Annotated in this window: 26 protein-coding genes and 1 pseudogene; 9 read left to right on the top strand and 18 right to left on the bottom strand. The window is 47.3% G+C overall.

Features of this window, described 5'->3' with window-relative positions; all coding sequences use genetic code 11:
* Positions 1 to 60: 60 nt before the first annotated feature.
* From RS881_RS19850 to RS881_RS19815, 8 genes are all read right to left on the bottom strand, one after another.
* The gene (locus RS881_RS19850; protein ID WP_315822659.1) at positions 61 to 510 is read right to left on the bottom strand and encodes a helix-turn-helix domain-containing protein; all 450 of its coding nucleotides are present in this window, start codon (positions 508 to 510) and stop codon (positions 61 to 63) included.
* A 47-nt stretch (positions 511 to 557) separates the two neighbouring features.
* Positions 558 to 749 (bottom strand): DUF6597 domain-containing transcriptional factor, encoded by a 192-nt coding sequence (locus RS881_RS19845; protein ID WP_315822658.1) that lies wholly within the window; start codon positions 747 to 749, stop codon positions 558 to 560.
* Between the two features lie 255 nt (positions 750 to 1,004).
* Positions 1,005 to 2,006, bottom strand: a complete 1,002-nt coding sequence (locus RS881_RS19840; protein WP_315822657.1) for a T9SS type A sorting domain-containing protein — start codon at positions 2,004 to 2,006, stop codon at positions 1,005 to 1,007.
* An 8-nt stretch (positions 2,007 to 2,014) separates the two neighbouring features.
* The gene (locus tag RS881_RS19835) at positions 2,015 to 2,344 is read right to left on the bottom strand and encodes a hypothetical protein (protein ID WP_315822656.1); all 330 of its coding nucleotides are present in this window, start codon (positions 2,342 to 2,344) and stop codon (positions 2,015 to 2,017) included.
* 116 nt (positions 2,345 to 2,460) lie between these two features.
* Complete coding sequence (locus tag RS881_RS19830; protein ID WP_315822655.1) at positions 2,461 to 3,021, bottom strand: hypothetical protein; 561 nt, start codon at positions 3,019 to 3,021, stop codon at positions 2,461 to 2,463.
* Positions 2,922 to 3,314, bottom strand: coding sequence for a hypothetical protein (locus RS881_RS19825; RefSeq protein WP_315822654.1), 393 nt, complete (start codon positions 3,312 to 3,314; stop codon positions 2,922 to 2,924). Before RS881_RS19825 ends, RS881_RS19830 begins: the two co-directional genes overlap by 100 nt.
* A gap of 327 nt (positions 3,315 to 3,641) precedes the next feature.
* On the bottom strand, positions 3,642 to 3,986 hold the full coding sequence (locus RS881_RS19820; protein ID WP_315822653.1) for a YciI family protein: 345 nt from the start codon (positions 3,984 to 3,986) through the stop codon (positions 3,642 to 3,644).
* Between the two features lie 161 nt (positions 3,987 to 4,147).
* A complete protein-coding gene (locus tag RS881_RS19815) occupies positions 4,148 to 6,568 on the bottom strand; it encodes an ABC transporter permease (RefSeq protein WP_315822652.1) in 2,421 nt (806 codons plus the stop codon).
* A gap of 132 nt (positions 6,569 to 6,700) precedes the next feature.
* On the opposite strand from RS881_RS19815, the gene RS881_RS19810 reads away from it, so the two are divergent.
* Positions 6,701 to 8,554 carry a M1 family metallopeptidase gene (locus tag RS881_RS19810; protein ID WP_315822651.1) on the top strand — a complete coding sequence of 618 codons (1,854 nt, stop codon included), beginning with the start codon at positions 6,701 to 6,703 and terminating at the stop codon, positions 8,552 to 8,554.
* A 60-nt stretch (positions 8,555 to 8,614) separates the two neighbouring features.
* Positions 8,615 to 8,770 carry a hypothetical protein gene (locus tag RS881_RS19805; RefSeq protein WP_315822650.1) on the top strand — a complete coding sequence of 52 codons (156 nt, stop codon included), beginning with the start codon at positions 8,615 to 8,617 and terminating at the stop codon, positions 8,768 to 8,770.
* 73 nt (positions 8,771 to 8,843) lie between these two features.
* Here the strand turns inward: RS881_RS19805 and RS881_RS19800 are convergent, their stop codons facing one another.
* On the bottom strand, positions 8,844 to 9,155 hold the full coding sequence (locus RS881_RS19800; RefSeq protein WP_315822649.1) for an SMI1/KNR4 family protein: 312 nt from the start codon (positions 9,153 to 9,155) through the stop codon (positions 8,844 to 8,846).
* A gap of 328 nt (positions 9,156 to 9,483) precedes the next feature.
* Here RS881_RS19800 and RS881_RS19795 point away from each other — a divergent pair, with 328 nt between their 5' ends.
* Both RS881_RS19795 and RS881_RS19790 read left to right on the top strand, forming a co-directional pair.
* Positions 9,484 to 10,818 carry a hypothetical protein gene (locus RS881_RS19795; RefSeq protein WP_315822648.1) on the top strand — a complete coding sequence of 445 codons (1,335 nt, stop codon included), beginning with the start codon at positions 9,484 to 9,486 and terminating at the stop codon, positions 10,816 to 10,818.
* 17 nt (positions 10,819 to 10,835) lie between these two features.
* Entirely contained in the window at positions 10,836 to 12,917 is a 2,082-nt protein-coding gene (locus tag RS881_RS19790; protein ID WP_315822647.1) for a right-handed parallel beta-helix repeat-containing protein, read from the top strand.
* A gap of 732 nt (positions 12,918 to 13,649) precedes the next feature.
* On the opposite strand, the gene RS881_RS19785 is transcribed toward RS881_RS19790, so the two are convergent.
* Both RS881_RS19785 and RS881_RS19780 read right to left on the bottom strand, forming a co-directional pair.
* On the bottom strand, positions 13,650 to 14,003 hold the full coding sequence (locus tag RS881_RS19785; protein WP_315822646.1) for a hypothetical protein: 354 nt from the start codon (positions 14,001 to 14,003) through the stop codon (positions 13,650 to 13,652).
* A gap of 441 nt (positions 14,004 to 14,444) precedes the next feature.
* On the bottom strand, positions 14,445 to 14,888 hold the full coding sequence (locus RS881_RS19780) for a VOC family protein (RefSeq protein ID WP_315822645.1): 444 nt from the start codon (positions 14,886 to 14,888) through the stop codon (positions 14,445 to 14,447).
* A gap of 362 nt (positions 14,889 to 15,250) precedes the next feature.
* Between RS881_RS19780 and RS881_RS19775 the strand changes: the two genes are divergently transcribed.
* The 5 genes from RS881_RS19775 to RS881_RS19755 all read left to right on the top strand — a co-directional run bounded on the left by RS881_RS19775 (position 15,251) and on the right by RS881_RS19755 (position 18,437).
* Positions 15,251 to 15,889 (top strand): hypothetical protein, encoded by a 639-nt coding sequence (locus RS881_RS19775; protein ID WP_315822644.1) that lies wholly within the window; start codon positions 15,251 to 15,253, stop codon positions 15,887 to 15,889.
* Positions 15,883 to 16,782, top strand: a complete 900-nt coding sequence (locus RS881_RS19770; RefSeq protein WP_315822643.1) for a hypothetical protein — start codon at positions 15,883 to 15,885, stop codon at positions 16,780 to 16,782. Before RS881_RS19775 ends, RS881_RS19770 begins: the two co-directional genes overlap by 7 nt.
* 278 nt (positions 16,783 to 17,060) lie before the next feature.
* The gene (locus RS881_RS19765; RefSeq protein WP_315822642.1) at positions 17,061 to 17,513 is read left to right on the top strand and encodes an AraC family ligand binding domain-containing protein; all 453 of its coding nucleotides are present in this window, start codon (positions 17,061 to 17,063) and stop codon (positions 17,511 to 17,513) included.
* A gap of 22 nt (positions 17,514 to 17,535) precedes the next feature.
* Positions 17,536 to 17,952: a helix-turn-helix domain-containing protein gene (locus RS881_RS19760; protein ID WP_315822641.1), complete on the top strand. Its 417-nt coding sequence runs from the start codon at positions 17,536 to 17,538 to the stop codon at positions 17,950 to 17,952.
* Positions 17,953 to 17,954: 2 nt separating this feature from the next.
* The gene (locus RS881_RS19755; protein ID WP_315822640.1) at positions 17,955 to 18,437 is read left to right on the top strand and encodes a DUF983 domain-containing protein; all 483 of its coding nucleotides are present in this window, start codon (positions 17,955 to 17,957) and stop codon (positions 18,435 to 18,437) included.
* 354 nt (positions 18,438 to 18,791) lie between these two features.
* Here RS881_RS19755 and RS881_RS19750 read toward each other — a convergent pair whose 3' ends face one another.
* The 7 genes and pseudogenes from RS881_RS19750 to glk all read right to left on the bottom strand — a co-directional run bounded on the left by RS881_RS19750 (position 18,792) and on the right by glk (position 22,845).
* Positions 18,792 to 19,178 carry an alpha/beta hydrolase gene (locus RS881_RS19750; RefSeq protein ID WP_315822639.1) on the bottom strand — a complete coding sequence of 129 codons (387 nt, stop codon included), beginning with the start codon at positions 19,176 to 19,178 and terminating at the stop codon, positions 18,792 to 18,794.
* Positions 19,179 to 19,191: 13 nt separating this feature from the next.
* Positions 19,192 to 19,503: an alpha/beta hydrolase-fold protein gene (locus RS881_RS59700; RefSeq protein ID WP_350340228.1), complete on the bottom strand. Its 312-nt coding sequence runs from the start codon at positions 19,501 to 19,503 to the stop codon at positions 19,192 to 19,194.
* Entirely contained in the window at positions 19,452 to 19,655 is a 204-nt protein-coding gene (locus tag RS881_RS19745) for a hypothetical protein (protein WP_315822638.1), read from the bottom strand. Before RS881_RS19745 ends, RS881_RS59700 begins: the two co-directional genes overlap by 52 nt.
* 11 nt (positions 19,656 to 19,666) lie before the next feature.
* Positions 19,667 to 20,074 (bottom strand): carboxy terminal-processing peptidase, encoded by a 408-nt coding sequence (locus RS881_RS19740; protein WP_315822637.1) that lies wholly within the window; start codon positions 20,072 to 20,074, stop codon positions 19,667 to 19,669.
* Complete coding sequence (locus tag RS881_RS19735; protein ID WP_315822636.1) at positions 20,011 to 21,495, bottom strand: S41 family peptidase; 1,485 nt, start codon at positions 21,493 to 21,495, stop codon at positions 20,011 to 20,013. Before RS881_RS19735 ends, RS881_RS19740 begins: the two co-directional genes overlap by 64 nt.
* A complete protein-coding gene (locus tag RS881_RS19730) occupies positions 21,482 to 21,766 on the bottom strand; it encodes a hypothetical protein (protein WP_315822635.1) in 285 nt (94 codons plus the stop codon). Before RS881_RS19730 ends, RS881_RS19735 begins: the two co-directional genes overlap by 14 nt.
* A 162-nt stretch (positions 21,767 to 21,928) precedes the next feature.
* Positions 21,929 to 22,845: pseudogene (gene glk, locus RS881_RS19725) on the bottom strand (glucokinase).
* Between the last annotated feature and the right edge of the window lie 147 nt (positions 22,846 to 22,992).

Genomic DNA, 22,992 nt, shown 5'->3' with positions numbered 1-22,992 from the left:
TGGTGGTGGCGGAGAATTGTATAAACCGGTCGTTTTTATTCTTGAACAGTTCTCCAGGGGTTACGCCGGCATATTTTTCACTTCGCGTATGATGTGGGCCTGGTCGGCGAAGTGTTGTTCGGGAAAGAGCTTGCCTGCTTTGATCTGCTGCAGGGATGCCCTGAAACGTAAAATATTACAGTAGGTTTTTAGTGAGAGGCCAAACTGCTGGTTGAAGTAACGATTGATCTGCCGGCTGCTCCAGAACACTTTGGCCGAAAGTACTTTCACGGTCATTGCTCCTTGAGATGCGTAGATAAGGTCAAATAGTTGTTGCTTTCTGCTATCAGTTTTCCCGGTAATGTTTTCTTTTATGTTGGCGGTGGCCTTACTACCAAAAGCGCCAAAGTCATGGAGTCCATCAGGCCCTATTCCCCAAAAGTCGTTAGGCAGTTGGTGACCTTCATTGAGTAAATGGGAGAAACTGGTTTTGAACAGGTATTCTACGGCCAGTAACTTAAAGCTTACCACGAACATGGTAGTTTTCGGTGGTATAATCGCTTGTGAGGGGTTCAGTTCTAAACCCAATAATACGACATGGAAGGGTACAGTAGCAGAATGGGAAAAATGAGATCAATACGTCCATCGGGCAATACGATCACCTCGCGCGCTGTCTCCTCCTGCATGGTCAGCATCCAATAGCTTTCTACAAAATCCTCCAGGGAGGGATCGGGTTGTATCACCTGGTATGCCATATTGTTGGTATCCATATCGGGCTGTTGGTACGATTAACCTTTGCTAACAGGCTACAAATTAGCATCATTTTAGGAAAATGCAGAAGAATACAGGAGACAGAAGACAGCATACAGAAGAAGGCAATGAACAGAGAAATAAGCGGGCGGGGGTAAAAACAGCAAGTCCGTAAGCATTTTCGATTATTACGAATTTACTTACGGACTTACGGTCTTCCGACTTCCGGACTTTCGGTCTTTCCGACTTCCATTCTTCCGGACTTCCGGACTCTCTTACTTCACCAATAGTTTTTGTGTACTGCTGGTGGTAGCATTTTTAATGGTGACGATATAGGTGCCGGCTTGCAACCACTTCGGATCAATAATATAATTGTTGCCGGTAGTGATGGCTTCAAACACTTTCACACCTGCCAGGGACACCATGGAGATAACGGTTTTCTCTTTGGCGTGATTCACAAACTCAAGGTATACTTTATTGCTGGTGATTACGGGATTGGGATAAAGTTGAAACTTATCGGGATTGATGATCTTCTTAACGGCTGCTACTTCTCGGGTATGTTGATAAGCATGGGTACAGTACTTAGACATATCGATACCAATGGCGGCTTCCTTACCGGCCACTTTTGCGGTAGCCAGGGTAGCGGAGTTGTACCATTTGGTATTGACGGCAGCAGCACCTGTAGCACCTGTTACCAGGCGCAGGCGATAATCGAACTTGGTGGTGCGGGAGCTTTCGCCATTGTAGATATAGTCGGTATTGGTGATCACAGCAATCACTACCCCACTGGCTGGTGGCGTATCCAATCGCAAGCTACAGTTGCCGCTGGATACAATCTGACTGTATACAGGCACGCCGGTAGTGGAGCGGTATACCAGTTGACAGGTCATATTAGCACCAATGGGTTCAAAGTTAACGGTCACCATATTGCCCGTAACGTTCAAAGGGATTTGGTTGGCGCCCGACCATCCGGGCAAGGTGCGTGCTTCGGGTGTAAGCAATCCTGCATTGTTGGTGGTCACTACATAAGGAGTAGCGGTCCATGCTGCGGGGTTGAGCCAGGAGGGTTGCCATTCGGCCTGAATGGTTTGTCCAAAGTGGGCATTGAGCAAAGCCAGGATGGCATTTTTCCAGGGCCCGAAATCGACCAGGGCTTGTTTGGCGCGGTATTCGGAAATCAGCCGGCGCATTTGTGCTACACCGATACCGGAAGCAATACCTTCCAATACGCGGTTGGGCGCATTGCGCCAGATCCAGGGTACAGCACCATCACCCAAGGTATTGCCTAAAAGGTGGGGAAGGAGCTGCTGTATTGATGGCCGCCCAGGTAAGTGCGCCAGGTACACAATTGCTGACCGCTGGAATTATAACGGTTCACGCCTTCGGCCGAAGGACCGCCAAAGCTGCCATCCTGCAACCAACCTGAATAGCATTCTATGGGCATAAAGGGCGCGATGAAATCGGTACCATTCAAATCGCCCATGGATCCAAAATTGTTGTTCCTTCTGGCATCTGCTGTTTGTTGCAACCATACATTACCGCCTTCATGAAACCAGGCGGATTGTTTTACACCGGGCAGATCGGCCAGTACGGAATGGATGCCTTCATGTACCATGGCGCTTTTTGCGATTCCCTATCGGCATAAGGACAAGCTGGATCATAGCTATAGATGGGGTAATAAGAAGCCAATACCATTGGCCAGTTAACGCCGTTGTAATTAATAGCGCTTTGTCAGCCACCTAAAGCAGTATTGGGGGCATTGTCGGTACATAAGCCGGAACCATACAAGTATACGGCGCTGCGGTAACCATTTTTGGCCCGCAGGTCGGGTGGCCAGCCCATCTGGTCACGGAAGTAGGCAAAATCGGTATTCAAGCGCGCCAACATGGGGGTTATGGCGGCTGTGGTAACTAGTGCATTCTTATTGGGTCCCCAGCGGAATGTCCACCACTGTGATGACTGCGTACCTACTACCTGCGGACAATCATTCAATACGTTGCCGGGGGTAGGCAGGGATGGAAATTCATCGCGGAAATTGTAGCTAATGGTAGGAGAATAGGAAGGCCAGGTAAAGGGATTACCGGTGCCCCCTCCTACTGCTGTGCCCATCACGCGCCATTCCAATAAACCAGTAGACTGGGTGGTATTGCGCATGGTAACGCGTATCCTGCTCATGTTAACGGCGGTAAAGCTCAAGGTATTAAAGGCATTGGTTGCCAGGGGTACATTGCCCAGGTTGACCCAGGCCGAACCATTCCAATACTCCGCATAAGCGGTGGTAGGGGTAAGCACGCCTCCCCATCGTTGAACCAATATACCTGAATGGAACTTACTGAGTAGGTTTGTGCCCAATCGTACTGTACCCATTGCAGTGAGTTTGGATTGTTCCAGTTGCCATAAGCGCCATGGGATTTATCGTTGGAATTGGCGGGTGTGAAATTATCATTTAAGGCAACAATTGTTTCCCAGGAAGATACAAAGGAAGTAGAAGCGGTGGCTTGTGGTGCAATATTGGCTTGGGCTTGCACCGTCAATGCCCCCATAACAAGGCAATAAAAGAGTAAACAGGTTTTTAACTTGTTCATAAAACAGGTTTTAATGTAAGTAATAGTGAGGCATTACGATCCTACCGCCAGGAGGCGCTGCCAATAGCAGGCGCTGCCGGCGTATCGTGTATGATACTGCGCAGTAAATACGGGTAGGGATGCCTTTTGCAAAAGGGGGAAAAAATGAATGGAGTGTTGATACCGGCAATAAATATACTAAGACATCAAAAGAACCGGCTACCAGATATTAACCTGTTATAGGGGATATTTACTTGTTATATTGACAATTAAAAGAAGCAACCCACTTTATGGCGGTCTTACCTGTCGCCCAAGCGAATTGCTTCTTTGCACTGATTGACACCAACATTAATCCTTCTCGTCGGGGGTAAGTACGGCCCTTACTTCTACATTACCACCCGCTTTAAGAATGGGATTGGTTTGGGCCAGTTCAACGGCCTCTTCAATGTTGTTGGCCTTTACGATCATATACCCATTGATGAACTCGGTCGCGGCGGTATAGGGACCATCGGCTACCAGATTACCTCCCTTTACCAGCTTGGCCTGGCTGGCAGAAAGACGATTGCCTTTATCGGCCAATTTGTTTTGGGAAGCAATGCCGCCCAGCCAGTTCATCCTTGCCTGTATTTGTTCGGGTGATGGATTGGCATGGGGGTTCCGGTTGCTCCTGAAGATCAATACGAACTCTTTCATGGTATATACAATTTATGGTTTGCCCTTACGACGATTGAATCATGTCGAATAGGACAAACCATATTATATTTTTCAAAAAAGAAGTTTTCCATCAAGAGGTGACACCTTTCCTTTGACTCGAAAACAAAAGGTGTCACCTCTGATATGACCTATTAGATGTGCTACTCGTCCCGTAAGGAGCGGGTGGGATTGGAAAGGGCTGCTTTTACGGTGAGTGATGCGGTGGTAAACAGGGCAATGATCACCAAGGCTATAACGGGCAATACAAATTGCCACCAGCTCAGGGATACCCTGAAGGCATAGCCATTGAGCCATTGCACAATCAATAGATAGGCCACGGGCAGGGCTACCAGGCTGCAAAGCAAGATGAGCCTGATCACATCCCAGGTAAGGAGCAACAGGATATTTTGAACAGAAGCACCCAATACTTTGCGGATACTGATCTCTTTGATACGCCGGGCAGTTGAATAGGCCGTTAGTCCCAACAAGCCCAGGCAGGTAATAAAGATGGCCAGGGAGGAGAAGATCAGGAAGTTGCGACTGAAATGTACTTCCTGCTGGTATTGACGGTTGTAGAAATCATCCAGGAAAAAGAAGTCGAAAGATGATTCCGGGAAATAACGGTTCCAGGTTTGCTCCAGGGCCGCAACTTTATTGCGTATTTGTCCGGCATTGAGCTTTACAGAGAAATAGTCGGCCGGTATCCAGCTCAGTGCCGGATCCATAAACAGGATAAAGGGGGTATAATTCTGTTGGAGTGATTGCTGGTGGTAATTTTTGATGACCCCGATCACTTCATTGGGTTGTTTGTCGACTGTTTCCAACCATACCTTTTGACCAATGGCAGCCTGTGGGGAGGTAAAGCCGAATTGATGTACGGCAGATTCGTTAAGGATAACCCCTGTAGAATCGGCAGGCCTGCTACGGTCGAATTCTCTTCCGGCAATGATCTCCAAACCATAGGTGCTAATAAATTCATGATCGGCTTTCAACATTTCATAGAGGCGTTCATCGGAGGCGGAAGCACCAAGGCGTTTATTGGCCAGGGACTTGCCCACCGCTTTACCGGGCACCGCACCAGAAGCAGTTACAGCCTGCACGCCAGGGAGGGATCGTAGGGATGCCTTGAGGTTTTGTATCTTCTGGGCATAATCATTGGTTCTTACAGGTGCCTTGATCACAATGGTCTGATCGATGTTAACGCCGGTACTTTTGTCCATCATATAACTGATCTGGCGGTATACAGCTACCGTACCAGCAATGAGTAAGATGGAAACTACAAACTGGAAGGCCACCATACCTTTGCGCAACAGCACGCCTTTCTTAGAAAAAGAGAATTTCCCCTTCAATATGGTGATGGGTTTGAGCTTTACCAATATCATCGCGGGGTAAATACCCGATACGAGGGTACAAATCAAAAATACCAGTCCGGTATGTATAAACAGGTCCTTATTGAGTAACAAGCCATCCAGTCCATTGGTGCTCAGGAAAAGTGGCAGGAAGGAAACAGAACCCATTACCACCAGGATAGCAAATATGAGGGCCAGGAGATTAACGATCAGTGATTCCAGCAGGAACTGACCAACCAGTTGGGTTACGGGAGCACCATTTATTTTACGGATACCTACTTCGCGTGCCCGGTCCATGGATTTGGTGGTGGCCAGGTTGATATAATTGATGTAGGCAATGAGTAATATGATGTAAGCAATGATGTTGAGGAACCCGATGAAAAAGCGGTTGCCCTTGGCTTCTATTTCGTAGGGCTTGGCGGCATTGAGGTGCAAATCTCTTAAAGGCATTAACCGGATGCCCCATTTTTGTTCTTTCATGGCGGGCCCTGTTTTATACTTTTCGGACATGGCTGGGAACTGGCGTTCTATTTCAGACACCAGGGCGCCGGGGACCAACTTAACAAAGGTGTAGGATTCATGCTGGTACCAGAATTCCTTTTGCCATTCGGGCGTGGAAGCCCAGGAGAGGAGGAAATTCAGTTGCAGCGTGGAGTTTTTGGGCATGTCTTTAAACACACCGGTCACCATGGCCTGAAAGGTCCTGGACTGGGTGGATACATCCAGCATTTTGCCCATGGGATCGGCATTGCCAAAATATTTCCGGGCTGCGGATTCGGATATCACGAGGCTATTGACGCCCTGCAGCACAGTAGCCGCATCCCCTTTTAATAAGGGATATGAGAAGAAGGAAAAGAAATTGCTGTCAGCATATACCACATGGTCTTCACGAAACTTGACATCATTGTTCCGTATGACACGTTCTGCTCCCTGCCAGTTAACACGTGTATAGGAGGCAATACCGGGCAGGTTTTCTTTCATGGCGCGGGCATACCCATTGGTACTGGTAGCCCAATCGTCGATCAGGTCGGCTCCTTTATAAAACTGGCTTTCTACACGATAAATATTATTCGCATCGGGATGGGTATTGTCATAACTTTCTTCAAAGCGTACGTAACCGCCAATCAATAGAAAGGCAGCGATGCCCAGGGCAAGACCCAATATGTTAATAGAAGTATAGGCTTTGTTGCGGAGGAGATGGCGATAGGTGACAAGCAAGATGTTCCGGATCATGGGTTAGTTTTGATGTCGAAATATACTACATTCTGCGCATCAACTAATTGATTTCCTGCATAATCCTTATCTTGGCATCCCTAAAATCACGCTATGCACCGTTGTCTGCCAATTTGCCTTTTTCTACTTATCGTGTCATTCGCCAGCCAGGCCCAGGACCCGCCCTTGTATATGCCGCGTGAAGTACAGCAAGCTTATAAAAATAAAACCCGCTGGCACAGGGGAACACCCACAGCCTTTTACTGGCAAAACAAGGCCCGGTACAATATTGAAATCACCGCCGCCCCACCCAGCCGCACGATCCAGGGCAAACAGGAGATTGTGTATTTCAACAACAGTCCTGCACCCATCCAATACCCCACTTTCCGGTTATTGCTCAATATCCATAAACCAGGCGCAGCACGGTCGGGTAATAAAAGAGCCTCCTACCTCACCTCTGGTGTACATGTGGATAGCTTTTCAGTAAATGGTGCATCCCAAACCTGGCCCGACCCCGATGGGTTTGTATTGCAACGGGTGAAGTTGCCACAGCCGGTAAAGCCAGGTGATTCCGTACGTTTTAGCTTTAACTGGCATTATGATGTATCGGTATCCAGCAACCGGGAAGGCATGATCGATTCTACTACTTTCTTCCTGGCTTATTTCTATCCGCGTATTGCGGTGAATGATGATATCAGTGGTTGGGACCGTAGTACCTTCGACGATCAGCATGAATTTTACAGCGACTTCAATGATTATACGGTAACGGTAAAAGTACCCGCCAATTTCATCGTATGGGGTACAGGCTCCTTACAGCAACCCGAAACGCTGTTGCAACCAGCGATAGTCAACCGCTACAAGCAATCGCTGACCAGTGATGTGGTGATACCGGTGGTAACGAAGGCAGATTGGCAGGCTCAACGGGTAACTACACAAAATGCGGTGAATGCCTGGCAATTTACCGCCAGCAATATTCCGGATATGGCTTTTGGGATCAGTGATCATTATGTATGGGAAGCGGCCAGTACGATCGTAGATGATGCTACGGGACGGCGGGCCAGTGTACAGGCAGCATACCATGATACGGCCAAGGACTTTCCGCATATGGCCCGGTGGACGCAGCATACCCTCCATACACTATCTCGCAACTGGCCGGGCATCCCTTATCCGTATGAGAAAATGACGGCATTCCAGGGGTATGCGGATATGGAATACCCCATGATGATCAACGATGAAACCTGTGATTCGGATACGACCATGACCAAACTGATCGCCTGGCATGAAATTGCGCATACGTATATGCCCTTTTATATGGGCATCAATGAAACCAGGTACGGATTCATGGACGAGGGCTGGGCTACGACGTTTGAATACCTGATTGGTCACGCAGAAAATCCAGCGGTGGCCGACAGTCTGTTTAAAATGATCCGGGTGGCGCCGATGGTGCAGGATCCTTCTGCTCAATTTGAAGTACCGGTTATAACGCCCGGCATTTCGTTGACTGGCTATGCGCTCACAGCCAATCAATACACCAAGGCGGCGCTGGCTTACCTGGCAGCTAAAGACATGATGGGCGATGCGCGTTTTAAAAAGTCGCTGCACAGATACATGCAGGCGTGGAACGGTAAACATCCGATACCCTGGGATTTTTTCAAGCTGTTTATCGCGCCCGACATGCGTAGTATTGATTGGTTCTGGAACAACTGGCTCTTTAGTTTTCACCATATGGATATAGCGGTAAAAAGTCTGGTAAAGGGCCCCAAGGGTTATACGTTGACCGTTGACAATGTGGGCGGCTTTGCCATTCCATTCGATGTACAGGTAGTGTATTCAGATGGCAGTAAGGACAGTTTTCACCAGACGCCTGCTATCTGGCGTGGCAATGAGCGTCAGGCTACTGTAGGACTTAATACCAATAAATCTATCGTCTCTTTAAAGCTGGATGGGGGCATTTTCATGGATAGTAATGAGGCGGACAATATATGGAAGGCGCCTGTAAGAAAATAGGGCTGCTTTCAAACATAATTAACCTTTGGGCTGTAGTTGCCAATAATTCAACTGCAGCTGATGAGAACCTGGGAGCCCACCAATCCACCCATTGACTGGAAAGTGATCTTACATACCTGGGGTGTTTACCACCTGATACGTACGCTGGCAGCGGTGGGGAGTTTTATTGTTTTTATAGTAGCTACTCATTCGGCTGCCGGCAAACCCTCCAGGTAATGATCACTCTTTTCCCTGAACAATTATTTTCTTTAGATCATCCAGGAGGTGGCTCTGGGGCCGGAGTCCATAGCTATAAGTTTTTTTCGTCTTCATCCTCCAGCACAATGGCTTTGTCACATTTACCGCTTTCGATGCGCTTCCTGATGAATACCAGGAAAGCTGTAAGGTTGGGAGCAATCTGGAACTTCAGGCTTTCATCCCTGCCGAAGTTAATTACCTGTCCCTTTATTCCCTTGGTATCCGGATCGAGATCAATGCCGGCAAAATTACCAGAATGGTCACAAAATATTGGTATCCAATGCGTATAAAGTCTGCCAATTTTATGGTTTTTCAGGATGTGAGCTGTGCAATTTGGGATCCTGGAATTCGGGATGCTCCTCATTAATGACCTTACGGTTATTATATTGCGTTAGTACCCTTGAAATGCTTAAAAACTCAAATCCCATAAAAGCCCCTTGAATTGTCTGGGAGCCAAACAGGTTTTCACCATTATTTATTTTATACAGCTGGATCAGTTCAGCTGGCAGGTCAAATGGGAAGGCAGCCAAAATACTTTGCACAAGCAGGTATTGAAACGCCTGGGGTACGATGGGAACATTCCCGGACGCAGGGAAGGTTCCCAGTTAAATAATGTGGACTGATTGTTTTGACAGGTATTGTTTTTTGCAAAGATTGTGGGTACAACGATTTGCAAAACCAATACTTGCTATATGAGAACAGTTCTCTTTCTCCTTCTATTGCTGTGCACGCTTAGCAGCGGTGCACAATCCTTTGGCGCCGGAAATATCGTGGTAGTGCGAATAGGTACCGGCCCCGCTCCTATGACAGCCGGCATGGCGCAACCGGTATTCCTGGATGAATACAACCCTTGCGGGGAGCTACAACGTAGCATTGCGCTACCGGTTGCAGTAAGTGGCGCTCACCGCCGTCTTACCCTCCCACCGCTGGCAACAGATTACACCGAAGGTTTTATCAGTCGATCAGAAGATGGACAATACCTGGCACTGGCCGGTTATGATGCAGCTACGGGCACAGCCGGTGTGACTGCAACCACCAGCGCCTCGGTCAACAGAACCGTGGCCGTAATTGATGGTGCCTGCACGGTAAACACCACTACCGCTTTTAGCAACCGGTTTAATACCGTGGTGGTACGGGGTGCGGTTGTAAATGGTACTGACCTATGGGTAACCGGCGGCAATGGCGGCATCGTATATGCCACCGTGGGCAGTACGGGTACCAGCAATACACTGGTCACTACCCTGACAGGCCGTTGCCTGGGTATTTATGACGGGCAGCTGTATGCCAGTTCTACAGCTACGGGTGTGCGCCTGGCGCGGGCAGGCAGTGGGCTACCCACCACCACGGGACAAACGATGCAAAACCTGCCGGGTTATCCTTCCTCCGGTGGCAGTCCCTTTCAATTTTTTATGACGCGGCTCAATGGCAGTGATACGGTGAATGTGGTGTATATAGCAGACAACAATGTGCTGCGTAAGTACTCGCTGGTATCCGGCAGCTGGATGGACAATGGTACGATTGGTGTATTTACCGACAAATACCGGGGCGTTGCAGGTGTAGAGCAGGATGGTATTGTAACGCTGTATACTGTACGCAGAAATGATATAGGTGGTGAGGTGATCCGGTATATCGACAGCACCGGATACAATGCCAACTTCTCCAGCCTGAAGGCGACCATCATTGCACAGGCCGACAGCAATACTGCTTTCAGGAGTGTGGCCATGGTGCCACAGGCATTAGCGCCACTTATGCGCACAGCCAACAAAGCAACGCCAGTCAATAGTTTGCAAGTGATGACCAATGGGCATCCCGGTGCCGTACTGGCTGCGGTTACCACCCCTGTCCCAGTAAAGGGCGTAGTGCAGGTGCATGACCTCAATGGCCGGTTGCTCTATACGCGGAACGTTATCACGGTAAAAGGCATTAACCGCTATCCGCTGCTAATGGGCGCCAGTGGCCGCGGTGTATACACCGCCAGCTTTATTGCTCAGCAGAGACAACTGCTCACCAGCAAGTTCATTTATTAATCCTTAAAGGCATTTGCATGAAACAAACTATACTACGTATGGTGGCTTTGCTGTTGGTATTGACGGCTGCCACTGATAAAATATACGCCATTAGTGCACCGGGCTTGTCGGCTCCTGTGAATAACAGTACAGGTTATGTTCGCAATCCTTCTTTCCTGTGGCAGTCGGTCACCAACGGTTACAGTTACGATATACAAGTGGCTACTGATGCGGGCTTCAGTAATATCATCGTTGCCCGCAATGATCTGTACATCACGCGCTTTGTACCGGTGAGCCAATTACCGCTGGGCAATGTGTACTGGCGGGTACGGGCCAAGGACCAGGCGGGTACGGATATCAGCAGCTGGTCGGCCACCTATACCTATACTGTAGCCCATCCGGCAAGAACCTATACCGTTCCTGCCGGTGCCACCCTGCAAGCCATTAAGGACAGCTTACGCAAAGCCATCCTAAATACGCCGGCGGTTCTGGCTTTTACGCCCAATGCTACGTATGAACTGGATGCGGGGCTTACCGGCCTATTTGCCATTGATACGGGCAATATCAATGACCTCATCATTGAAGGCAACAATGCGCAGATACTGATCAAAAACCACGCGCATGTAGGCTTTATGAAAATAGCCAATAGCAACCGGGTAACGGTACGACGGTTATTTGTTGACTGGGATCCCCTGCCCCACTCCCTGCTGGATGTGACCGGGGTGAACAATTCGGACAGCAATACCCTCAACATCAATGTACGGTTGCGTGGAGTGACGGGCAAAATGTCGCCCTACTATCCGGCCATTTATAACAATCCTTCGTTTACCAATTACTGGTCGTGGGCCTACCTGGTAGATCCTGCCGATCCCGGCAGTTTGAAGAAGATCAACAACAATACGTTTGGAATTGGGCCGGCTGATGTAACGCCGCTGGCCTGTAAGGATACGCCCAGTTACAATATTTATCGTACCGGCAGCAAGGCTGGTAAATACTTTGCGGTGGGTGATGTGCTATCTATTGTAGCGCGTGACAATGTGGGGCCGTTGATGAGCACCCGCAATTGTACGGACCTGGTATTTGACAGTGTGGTTAACTATGCCAGTCCCATTGGCTGTTATTATTCCTACGATGGCAGTGATATGAAGGTGCTCAATTGTCAAACGCCCTTGAAAGATGCCAGCAGACTGGTATCGGCCAATGCGGATGGGGTGCATTGCCGGGCCAATGCCATTGGTCCCTGGGTGGAGAACAGCACTTTTATAGGTAATGCCGATGATGGGGTGGCGCTGTACAATAAGGGCATCTTTGTAAAAACAAAGGTGAGCACGACTACGCTTACGCTCACCAACAATGAGTTTATGAACCTGAAGAAGGGGCATGTGTTCCGCATCTTTACACCTAAAACGGGCAAGGTGATGAGCCCCAATTTCACCGTGGATACCGTTTACCTGCAAAGCGGGGCTTACCGGGTACAATTTTCGCCGGCCATTCCTACGGCGGATTATGATAGCATGGTAGATATTGGGCTGACCGACCTGCAGCAAAATGTGCAACTGTACAATACTTCGTTGCGCAATGAACGGTTTATGATCAGTAATAGCCGCTTTACGGTGCGGGCGCGGGGTAATATCATCCGGTCGGCCAAGGGCATGGTGGAAAACAATCAGTATTATGGTTGTTCTTCGCCTGCGATTGCGTTGTACAATGAGGCGGATTTCTGGTACAATGGTTTGTACAGCCGGGATATCTGGATACAGAACAATGATATCCGGACCTGCGGATTTGACAACCTGGGAGCAGATGCAGGCTCCATCAATATCCGTATCAATAGGATCGACTCGGTAGGGATCAACAACAATTTTGTTGATAGCATGTCGACGGTTTCATTCGATCATGCCAATATCCTGATCAGGAACAATACGATCCGGAACTTTGCGCAGCATGGGATATCTCTTTTCAATGCAGCCAACTGTACGATACAGGACAATACTTTTATCAGTGATACGCCGGGGTTTCTATGGCCAGGAAATCATTATGGTATTTATATCAATACCACCTATGGAACATCGATCATCAGTAATAACTTTTCGGGGATACGCGAACGCCCAAAACGTTGATACAACGAGTGAATGATACGGGTACAACGGTAATACCTTAGGGTATAAGGGCACGAGTACAAAGAGGTGACACCTTTCCCTTGCCACGAAAACGAAAAGTGTCACCTCTCATCTCGGCCCGGATTGTCCTACCAAGGCAGTCCGGGCTTTTTGCGGCCTCATTTCGCCACGTTTTAGCGCAAAATAGACAGTTCATGGGGTGCCTTAAGGTTGTCTTAAGGTAGCCTTAACCTTGTCTTAAGGTAGGGTGCACTTGTAAGATACCGGAATGCCAGGAAAATGGTCAGAATAGGGTTAGTCGAGGAACAGAATAATTCAATGCAATTATTTTAAAGATTTCATGTGTATTCTGAATGAAAGATGTAAGGGAGGAGATAATAAAATAGAAAACTACCAGACTTCTCATTATGATTACCAATATTTTAATTGGTTAATTATTTTATCTATTGCTGCTTTTTTATTCAAATCAACTCGTATTGATGCAAGCCTAGAATATAAATATCAGCGCTTATTATTAATTTTTAATTCCAATACCATTTATTTTTATTCCTACATTAATATGCAAATCAATTGGATTTAAGTGACAAAGTTTATATGTTCCAAATAGTGCAGTAGGAGAGTTTCCCCAGTCAGTAAATCGCCCAATTGAATCAAGGAGTCAAACTTAGCTGAATCGCGTACCACAATATTCTTTTTATTTTAACACCTTGATCTCTAAATAAAGGACTTGCTTTAAATTTCCCACAACAAACAAACGACATTCCCCCTTCTTCTATCAATCCCTGAGCAACCGGCAGACACATCCATTGTCCATCGTTCTGGGACAATCGTTATTGTGCTATAACTGGTCGCCTGATCAAATTGTGATGAATAGTAATACAAGTCAGGTGGGAAACGAGAATGAGAAGAATCAGCTAAAGCAATGTAGTTTAACAAATCAGAAAAACAAGAATCGACCTCGTATTGTTCAAAGTGCAATTGAAATGTTCCTTTTTCTAACTGATAACTTGCGGATTTTGTCTGCCCTTTGCATTGAGTTTGCAACAGTAAAATTATACAACTCATATAAAACAAAAACTCTTTCATGAAATAGCTTATTTAATTTCCAGTTTTTTTCTTCGAGGCGCAGTGATAATTATTTCTGGCAATGCGTCTTTTTTGTACTTCCAGAGTATCGTGTACTGAACTTAATCAAAAGGCAATCACGTTTTAACCATTTTACGCATACTCTAACCGCGGCAACTATAATGGGAACGGTTGGTAGTTGTAATCATGCTGTACGGAGAAAAAGCGCGACAAAGAAAAAACAGGCTGGAGAGGTTGCTGGTACAAGGTTAACAAGAATTATACACAGGCACAAACAGGCGGGGTTGAACTTTTGAAAATACTACCATTCGCAATACGAGCTGAATAAAACGCCAGTCTGAAGCCCGGCATTAAGCGGAAGTCTGGGTCGAAGCAGCAGTAAACAAATCAACCCTATTCAATCAGATGCAAATACTAATTGTCAGCATCAAATAGTAGCTATTAGTCGGAAGATTCTTTGATGCGCCGTTTGGATTCTTCCAGCGACATATCTTCTACATGGGTAGCGATCCACCAGATATTTCCGGCCAGGTCCTTAACACAGCCATACCGTTCGCCGGCATGGTGCATGGTCTTTACTTCGGCCATGGAAATGCCGCCTGCCTGTAAAGCTGCTGCGTAGGTTTTGTCGCAATCCGGTACATACAGGTAGAGGGATGCTGGCATGGGGCCAAACTGTGGTGTAGGTTCACCCATCATGATCACATTACTACCAATTTTCACCTCGGCATGCATGATGGCGCCATCATGCCGATCCAATTTATATTTCAGTTCTGCGCCAAATGCTGCTTTTGTAAACTCAATCAAGCGGCTCACATTCTCGGTCATGATGTAAGGAATGATGTTCTGGTGCGGGTATGGCATGGGATTTACTGGCTGATCCATATACGTGAAGGTTTAACATTGAACGATAGCGATTCCATGAAAGTGGGCGATTGTCAAAGATACTCAACACCCAGCTGTTTCCGCCCGTACCTGTCAGTTAGTTTTTTTTTGGCTATATGATATTTGTTCTTACCTTCATTTCCAGTTGTTTTTCTACAGATCACTAACTATGGCTACCGGGTTCAAACAAGGTAGTCATTCTCTTCCACCTCACATCAATTCCTTCGGTTAGCGCCCTGTTTTATTGCAAGGTTACTTGTATTGTTAATGCTATGTCACAATCAGTACGATATCAGCAAGGTTATGTCCCTGTCATTTCGCATTAAATGATATTGATTCCATCAACAAAATTCAATCAACTTATGAGAAAGATCGTTTTCGTTGCTGCAGGTCTGTTTACTGCTGCCGTTTTTTATTTCAGTTGCCAGGATCCTGCTACCAAACCCGGGGATCAGGAGAAAGATAATGTAGCCGGTACTAAGTTTGATTTCAAAATCTATTTTGATTCGGCCAGGGCTCCTTATAGCCTGGAAAAGGGCTCCGATAGTGTAGCACTTATCTCCTTTGCCTGGAATGAGTTCCTGGCCCTTCACTGGAGATCAGGTTATGGCAACAGTGCTGGTCGTGACATGCCCGATCGCAGTTGGAATTATAATACGCCCGGTAAGTATCCCGACCTGGCCGTGTGGGAAACCTATGCCCACCGGAGTGAACTAAGGCCCTTTGACGATAATTTGCAGGAATTCAATGTAGGCCCCCATTACAGTATGGGTTCAGGCTATGAACCAAAGCCTGGCTCCAATGCCAGCTTTAAATTGTGGAATAACCTCGATGAGAATAACGAGATCGGAAGTTGCTATCTGTATGGTCGCACGGATGCTTTTCCCAACAAAAGCAACCTGGTATTGTACCAGGCCAAGTGCAATTATGACGAGTACAATTATCTATTAACATACGCTAATAAAAAGCGATCTTATACGAAAAGGAAGCGAGGGTGGTGAAGAGTATTGCCACGGATACGTCTTATTGCCCCCGGCACCGGTACGATGGCACTTGTTATACATGCCCTCCACTATTCTTCCAGTTGCCCTGCGGTGAAAATCCACGCGGCGACCTTAACAGGGGGAGAATCGGTGTTATGGAAGTAAAAACAGCCTGGAGAAGATTGGCGCCTGATGAAGACAGCAATACCTTCATTACCCGCACAGTAATCTCGTATGAACAGGATTCTATTTCCAAAAAAGTGTATCATATCAATTCGCAATATGCCCTGATTGGTATGCACATCATTCATAAAACTCAGTTTTACCAGAATTTTATCTTTGCTACCTGGGAGCATGTTGATGTAGAAAAACACAAGATGGGTTATGTTGAGATCCTTGATCATAATAAGGAGGGACCACTGACGGTGGATTATCCCCGCCTGCATCCCATACCCAAGGTGGTACAAGCCTCTTCCGATTATATACATGCCGAATTAAAGAAACGAAACAAGGACAATGTACTGCAATATTACCGCCTGGTGGGGGTGCAGGGAGAACCCACCAGCGATTCTACCACCTTTAGTTATTTCCTGGCCAATTATGTAATAGAATCCAACCCTTCGCTGGCCAGGTTTCACGGTGACAATGTGCATGACCCTTTCAATAACCAGCCCAATGGATTGCACAATGGAAATTATGTTACCATGGGCGGATGCCAGGGCTGCCATGGCGTGAATTCGATCAGGCAAGGCGGGGACTTTTCCTTCCTCATGAACAGTTTTGGCAAACCTGTTGATACACCGGATATTGCTTCTCACCGGAATAAATTGCTCCTGTATGCCGAAGGCTTTGATAAAGCCAAAAAGATGCAGGAAGCCATTGCTTTGAAAAACAAACAGCAGAAGAAATAAGGGGAAATGCCCAGGCTTTCAGTAAAGAGGGTGTAAAAAGTACGATACACCCTCTTTTTATTCGGGTCCCTGTCGGAGACTTGAGACCGTTTAAACGATTCTCAAGCCCTAATTTTATTTTTGATACTTCCTCTTACTATGTCAGGCCCAGGGAGAGCCGCTCTCAGAGAGCGACCCACCCAAAGTCACCAATCAGTAAATAGTGCCATTAAAGCCTTAAATTATACCATATTCATTGCACTTTTCGGATGTAGCTTTGCTTCACAATTCAGCGCACCATGGCAAAGGAAAACATACCGGTGTATGATATTTGCAGCATCAGCCAGGAAAAAGGGGCCAATGACGACTTACTGGTGGACCGGCTTTCGAGCTACCTGCACAAGTACTACGAACAGCTTCATTTTCCACACCGCCATTCCTTTTATCACCTGGTACTTTTTACCAAAGGAAAGGGTACGCATTCTATCGACTTTACCACATTTGATATAAAACCCTTCCAGGTTTATTTTATGATACCCGGGCAGGTGCACAGTTGGCATTTTGAGGGTAATATGGAAGGCTTCATCATTAACTTTTCGGAGAACCTCTTCAAGGTATTCTTACAGCATCCGCATTACCTGGATCGCTTCCCATTCTTTAGCGGCATTAGTGAGGAAGGGGTAGGTCAATTGCCGGGGATATACACCAGGAGGTGGCCCATCTATTTGAGTCGATATTGGAACAGGGGGTAATAACCAACAGCTCCCAACAGATATGGTCCGGGTATTGCTGCTGCAAGTGTTTCTACTGATCGACCAATCGCTTGCAGCACATAACAATAAGGCAATACCACAGCAAAAGCTCATCTTGCTCCGGGGGTTCAGGCGGTTGATCGATACGCATTACCGTTCTATCCGCCTGCCGAAGGAGTATGCTGATCTGTTGTATGTTACGCCCAACCACCTCAATGCCTTGTGCCAGGACCTGATGGGCAAAACAGCGGGTGAAATGATACGCGACCGGGTATTGCTGGAAGCCAAACGTTTGTTGACCAATGCCCGGATGACGGTAACAGAGATCGCTTATGATTTGAATTTCCAGGACAACTCTTACTTCAACCGGTTCTTTAAAAAGTATACGGGTATGACGCCGGATGAGTTCCGGAAACAATTTTACACAGAAAATAACTGATCATGGAAAATATACATGTAATAGGAATGCCAACAACCGCCAAAGAACCTACTCCCAGTGCTTTGAATATGTTTAGGTGCAAATGTCCACGTTGCCGCAGGGGCAATATGTTTGTGGAACCCAATCCCTATAAACTTATGCGTACGATGAAAATGTATGAGGAATGTCCGGTGTGTAAGCAGGCTTTTGAATTGGAGGTGGGGTTTTATTATGGCTCCAGTTATGTAAGTTATGCCTTGTCGGTGGCCGTCAGCGTAGCATCGCTGGTTGCCTGGTGGGTGTTGATTGGTTTAAGTACTGCCGACAACCGTTTCTTTTACTGGATGGCGGTGAATGGTGTGTTGTTGATCGGATTGCAGCCCTTACTGATGCGGTTGGCACGGTCGCTTTGGCTGGCTTTCTTTGTGAAGTACGATCCCAACTGGAAAGTGGAGGCGCCGGAGCAGCCGGAAAGGGTCAATAAAGACCAAATGAATAACTGGTAATCATAAAAGAGAAATGGGGCCTGCCGTCGCAGGTCCCATTCATGGCTATACTTTCCAAAGGATCAATCATTTACCAACCAAATCAATAACGTGAGAACAAATCTACGCCCCGCCCGGCCATGGTACAACGGCAAATAGGTAGAGGCCGATTCATAGCGGTTAAAGCCCTTTTTTGTCGGTAAAGGAGGAAGCAACCTTTCTAAGACTTCGATGACGGCATCAACAAAGCCAGCGGCTTTGAAATAACCGTCACCAGCCAGAGGCTGGCGACTGTGGGGAGGCTCTTTAGGGTGAGCCGCCCTTAGAGGGCAACCCGCCCGCAGAAGGCGGCTCACCCTAAGCAAGTTGGTCTATTTAATGAGCTGCCAGGGGATACAGTAAACGAAGTGCATTAAAAACAGCGAGGTGCATAATGGTGGCATGATCTTCTTGCGGGAGGTAGTCGAATTGAACGGTAACCTGTTTGCTTTGGGTTGTTTTGATCTTATCCACCAGCAGGTTGGCATCCACTTCCATTACGCGGGGATTGGCAGTGGGTGTAAGTCCCTCCTTCCCTACCCCCACATAGACATCGGTTTTTTGTGCAAACTTGCCGGCCAGGAGGGCGGATGGTTGATCCAACAGGGATCCATTGTTCCACCATAAACTGGGGCTGATAATAATATATTTATTAAACAGCAGGGGATGCTTCAGTAATATCTCGGCTGCCAACAATCCACCCAGCGATTGTCCGATCAGCATATTGTCTTTGCCACTACCCTTGTATTTTTATTGATAAAAGGTTGTAGTTCTTTCTCCAAAAAGGAAATAAACTGGCCGGAACCACCGGCTGTTTTAAACTGTTCCTGCTCTTTTTAACGCTGGTAGGGAAAGTAAAATCCCTTTTCCGGTCGGTATTTACAATACCAACCAGGATGGAGGGCGGAACGCGGTTGATCCAGGAAAAGTTATTGAATTGAATGAGCCCGGCAATATGTATAAAATCTTCATCGGCAGCGCCATCCAGCAGATAGATTACCGGGTATCGTACCGTATCCTGTTTATTGTAACCTTCGGGGAGATAGATATTGACGGTTCTTTTTCGCCCAATTGTTTAGACCACAGTTCATCCACGAGGCCCATCACAAAGGGTTTGCTACTGTCTGAGCTGGTTGTTCTTTGTGCCTGCGTACCTGTTGCCAGGAAGATGGATAGCAGTACCAGGGAAATTATTCTCATGCAGGTGTGGGTTAGCTTATTTGCAGGCGCAGGTAATCATACATCACATATACGGCTTCTGATAAGAACAGGTCGCGTTTCAGGGAATTGAGCCAGGCTTTGTTGCTGTCATTTTTGAATTGCTCTTTTGTTTTAAGCGACTCTTCCATATCGGTCGTATTCTTTACACCCATGGGTTTTGCGGATACCAGTTGTTTCCGTATATCGCGTACTTTGGCCTGGAGTTCTTTTTCGGCAGCCCGGTATTTTTCCAACTGTAAGGCATAGATGCCGGTCCTGTTTTGCATCCACTGCAGGTTTTTGGTAAGGGCGCTTAAGGTAGTATCCTGCTGCATACGTCCGCCGGAAATAGCCACTACCTTGGGTATGGCTCCCTGCTCATCAATACGGCGAATGGTACGGCCTGGATGGTATCCCAAGCGAGGGCAGTAGGATTGTTCTTTTCCTGCATCTTATATGGCTCGTAGATACCAGGCAGTTTGATATCGGGTTCTATTCCTTTCAGTTGGGTAGCAGCACCTGTAATACGGTAGTATTTCTGCAAGGTAACATGCAGGGTGCCCAGGTCGGTATTCACGGCATTTGCTGCAGCCACCCGGTTATCGCCTATGCCAAAGGGACGTTGTACAGATCCCTTGCCATAGGTAGAGTTGGCGCCTACAATAACACCCCGGTGATAGTCCTGTATGGCAGCAGCAAATATCTCGGCAGCCGAAGCGCTCATTTCGTTGACCAATACAACGAGGGGCCCATCATACAATACGGCTTTACCTTTAACACGACTCACATAAGGCTCACCAGCGGGGCCTTTTACCTGTACTACCGGTCCTTCTTTGATGAAGAGGCCAATCATATTGATCACTTCGCCCAGGCTACCGCCGATATTATCTCGGATATCAATGATAATGCCTTTTACATTTTCCTGTTGCAGGCGGGCCAGTTCACGCGCCATATCGGCTGCACAGCTACGTCCATTGGCATCGCCAAAATCGGTATAGAACTTGGGGAAGGAAATATAGCCTAGTTTAACGGAGTCTTCAATGATGGCACTCTTTACAAAGGTGTCATCCAATTGAAGGGCTTCCCGTTTGAGGGTCACGTCTTTCAAACTGCCATCGCTTTTGCGAAAGGTAATGGTAACGGCTGTTCCCTGCTGGCCGCGGGTAAGCTTGATCACTTCACTCATAACAAAACCGGCTACTTCTACGGGCTTACCGCCTTGCTGGGCCACTTTTACAATGACATCGCCTTTTTCTACCTGGCCCGATTTCCAGGCCGGACCTCCGATCATCAGTTCGCCAATGCCAATCTTACCCTGCATATCGGCCAGCAAAGCACCTATGCCATAATATACGCCACTTAGGTTTTCCTGAAATTCGCGGCGATCAACTGGTAAGAAATAGTTGGAATGAGGATCATACAGGTTGGTAATGCTGTTGACATAGGTATTGAACGCCTCTTCATCAGTAGTTAACTTTTGCAGGTTGGCGATATTGCGTTTTTCAATGCGCAGGATGGTTTGGCGGGCTTTCTCTTCCATTTGGGCATCGGTCAACTTATTGGCCGTATCCCTTGCATGGATATCCAGCAGGTCTTCATACTGCCCCAATACCTGAAACTTGAGGTAATTGCGCCAGCGGTTTTTCAGATCGTCGAGTGATTTACAATAATCCAGTTTATCGGTATGGGTATTGTATACCTCCTGGGTATTGAACTTAAAAGGTTGCTTGAGCAGTTCTTCTACCATAGCTTCCGACTCTTTGAGCCGTTGGCGGAAGGAAGTATTCACGACTTTATAAAAGTGTACTACCTTCCCTTTCATTTCATCATCCAGCTGCAATTGATATTTTTGAATTCCTGCAGGTCTTCCCGGAGAAAAAGCGTTTGCCGGGATCCAATTGTTCCAGATAGGCTGCGAACACCTGGGTAGAGAATTTGTCGTCCAGCTTTTTAGGGGCATAATGTATTTGCTGGAGCATCTCGGCGGTATTGTGAAAGACGAGGTCTACATTCTCGGTCACTTTACTTTTCTGGGCAAAAGAAGGAGTTACCTGCAAAGCCACTACTATACCAACACACAGGAAAAACTGATAACCACAACGCTTATTCATACTAAGACAATTTCGGATTTAGCATTTACAATTCCGGATGCTTCGGGTATTACAAATACTCGATAACCAGGGCGCCTTACAGGTAATGCCGGGAACACTTGCAATCAAATTTAACATTACAAGGGATACATTGTTCTCCGTTCATGTATATATTGGAATTAATTACCATTCTCCATAAGCTCCATAATAAGCAGCGCCCAGTAAGCCTGTTTTATCGTTTTTAATGATGCGGATCGGCACTTCCTGTAATAGATGCTGCATGCGGTCGCTATCCATATAATGGCGGTAAAAAGCTTCCTGCAAAAGCAAGGGAGCTATCTTGGGGGAATACCACCGCCCAGGAAAACGCCGCCGGTGGCCTTCATTTTAAGCACCAGGTTGGAGGTTTCGCGGGCAAGATAGCGGATGAACAGATCCATTGTTTCTACGCAAATGGCGGCTTTATTATGAAGGGCGGCCTGGCTGATCACGGCCGAATCATCTTTCTCGGATGTCAATTGTTCGGATAACCAGGCAGGCACGTCCCGCTTCTTCACATCGCGCAAAAAGGTAAATATGCTGGTGATGGCAGGTCCTGCGGCTACTTTTTCCCAGCTTACTACCCCATCGTTTTGCTGGAGGTACTTACACAGGTCCATATCCAGATCGGTACGGGGTGAAAAATCGCAATGGCCTCCTTCTGTAGGGAAAGGGAAATAAGCACTGCCATTCCAAAACAGGCCAGCCTGGCCCAATCCGGTACCGGGGGCTATAATGGCCATATTGCCTATAGCCTGGCCCTTACCGGGGTGTATGGTAATTAAGTCATCCGGTGTCAATCCCGCCAACCCATAGGCCATGGCTTCCAAGTCGTTGATCATGACCACTTTCTCAACACCGATATCCCGGGCAATGGCAGCCTGGTCCAATACCCAACTTAGGTTGGTCAGATCTACCTTTCCATTCAATACAGGACCGGCTACTCCCAGGCTAATACGATCGGGCAAAGCCAGGTCATAGTCTGACAGGAAATGTTGTATGATCGAAGTCAGCGAGTTGTATTCAGCCGAAGCATACCTGGCGGATTGGGCCAGTTTCATACCCTGGGCGCTAACCTTATAAACAGCCAGGTTGGTTTTGGTACCACCTAAATCCCCGCCAGTACGGTAATGCCGGCGGCAGGTACCTGGTTACGGCGAGGCAATGACAAAGGGATGGGTTGCTGGCTGATAGCTCCTGTAGTTTCC

The organism is Paraflavitalea speifideaquila (assembly GCF_032395985.1).
GTDB lineage: Bacteria > Bacteroidota > Bacteroidia > Chitinophagales > Chitinophagaceae > Paraflavitalea > Paraflavitalea speifideaquila.
Note: the sequence above shows the minus strand (reverse complement) of the source record. Positions and strands in the feature narration are given on the sequence as shown.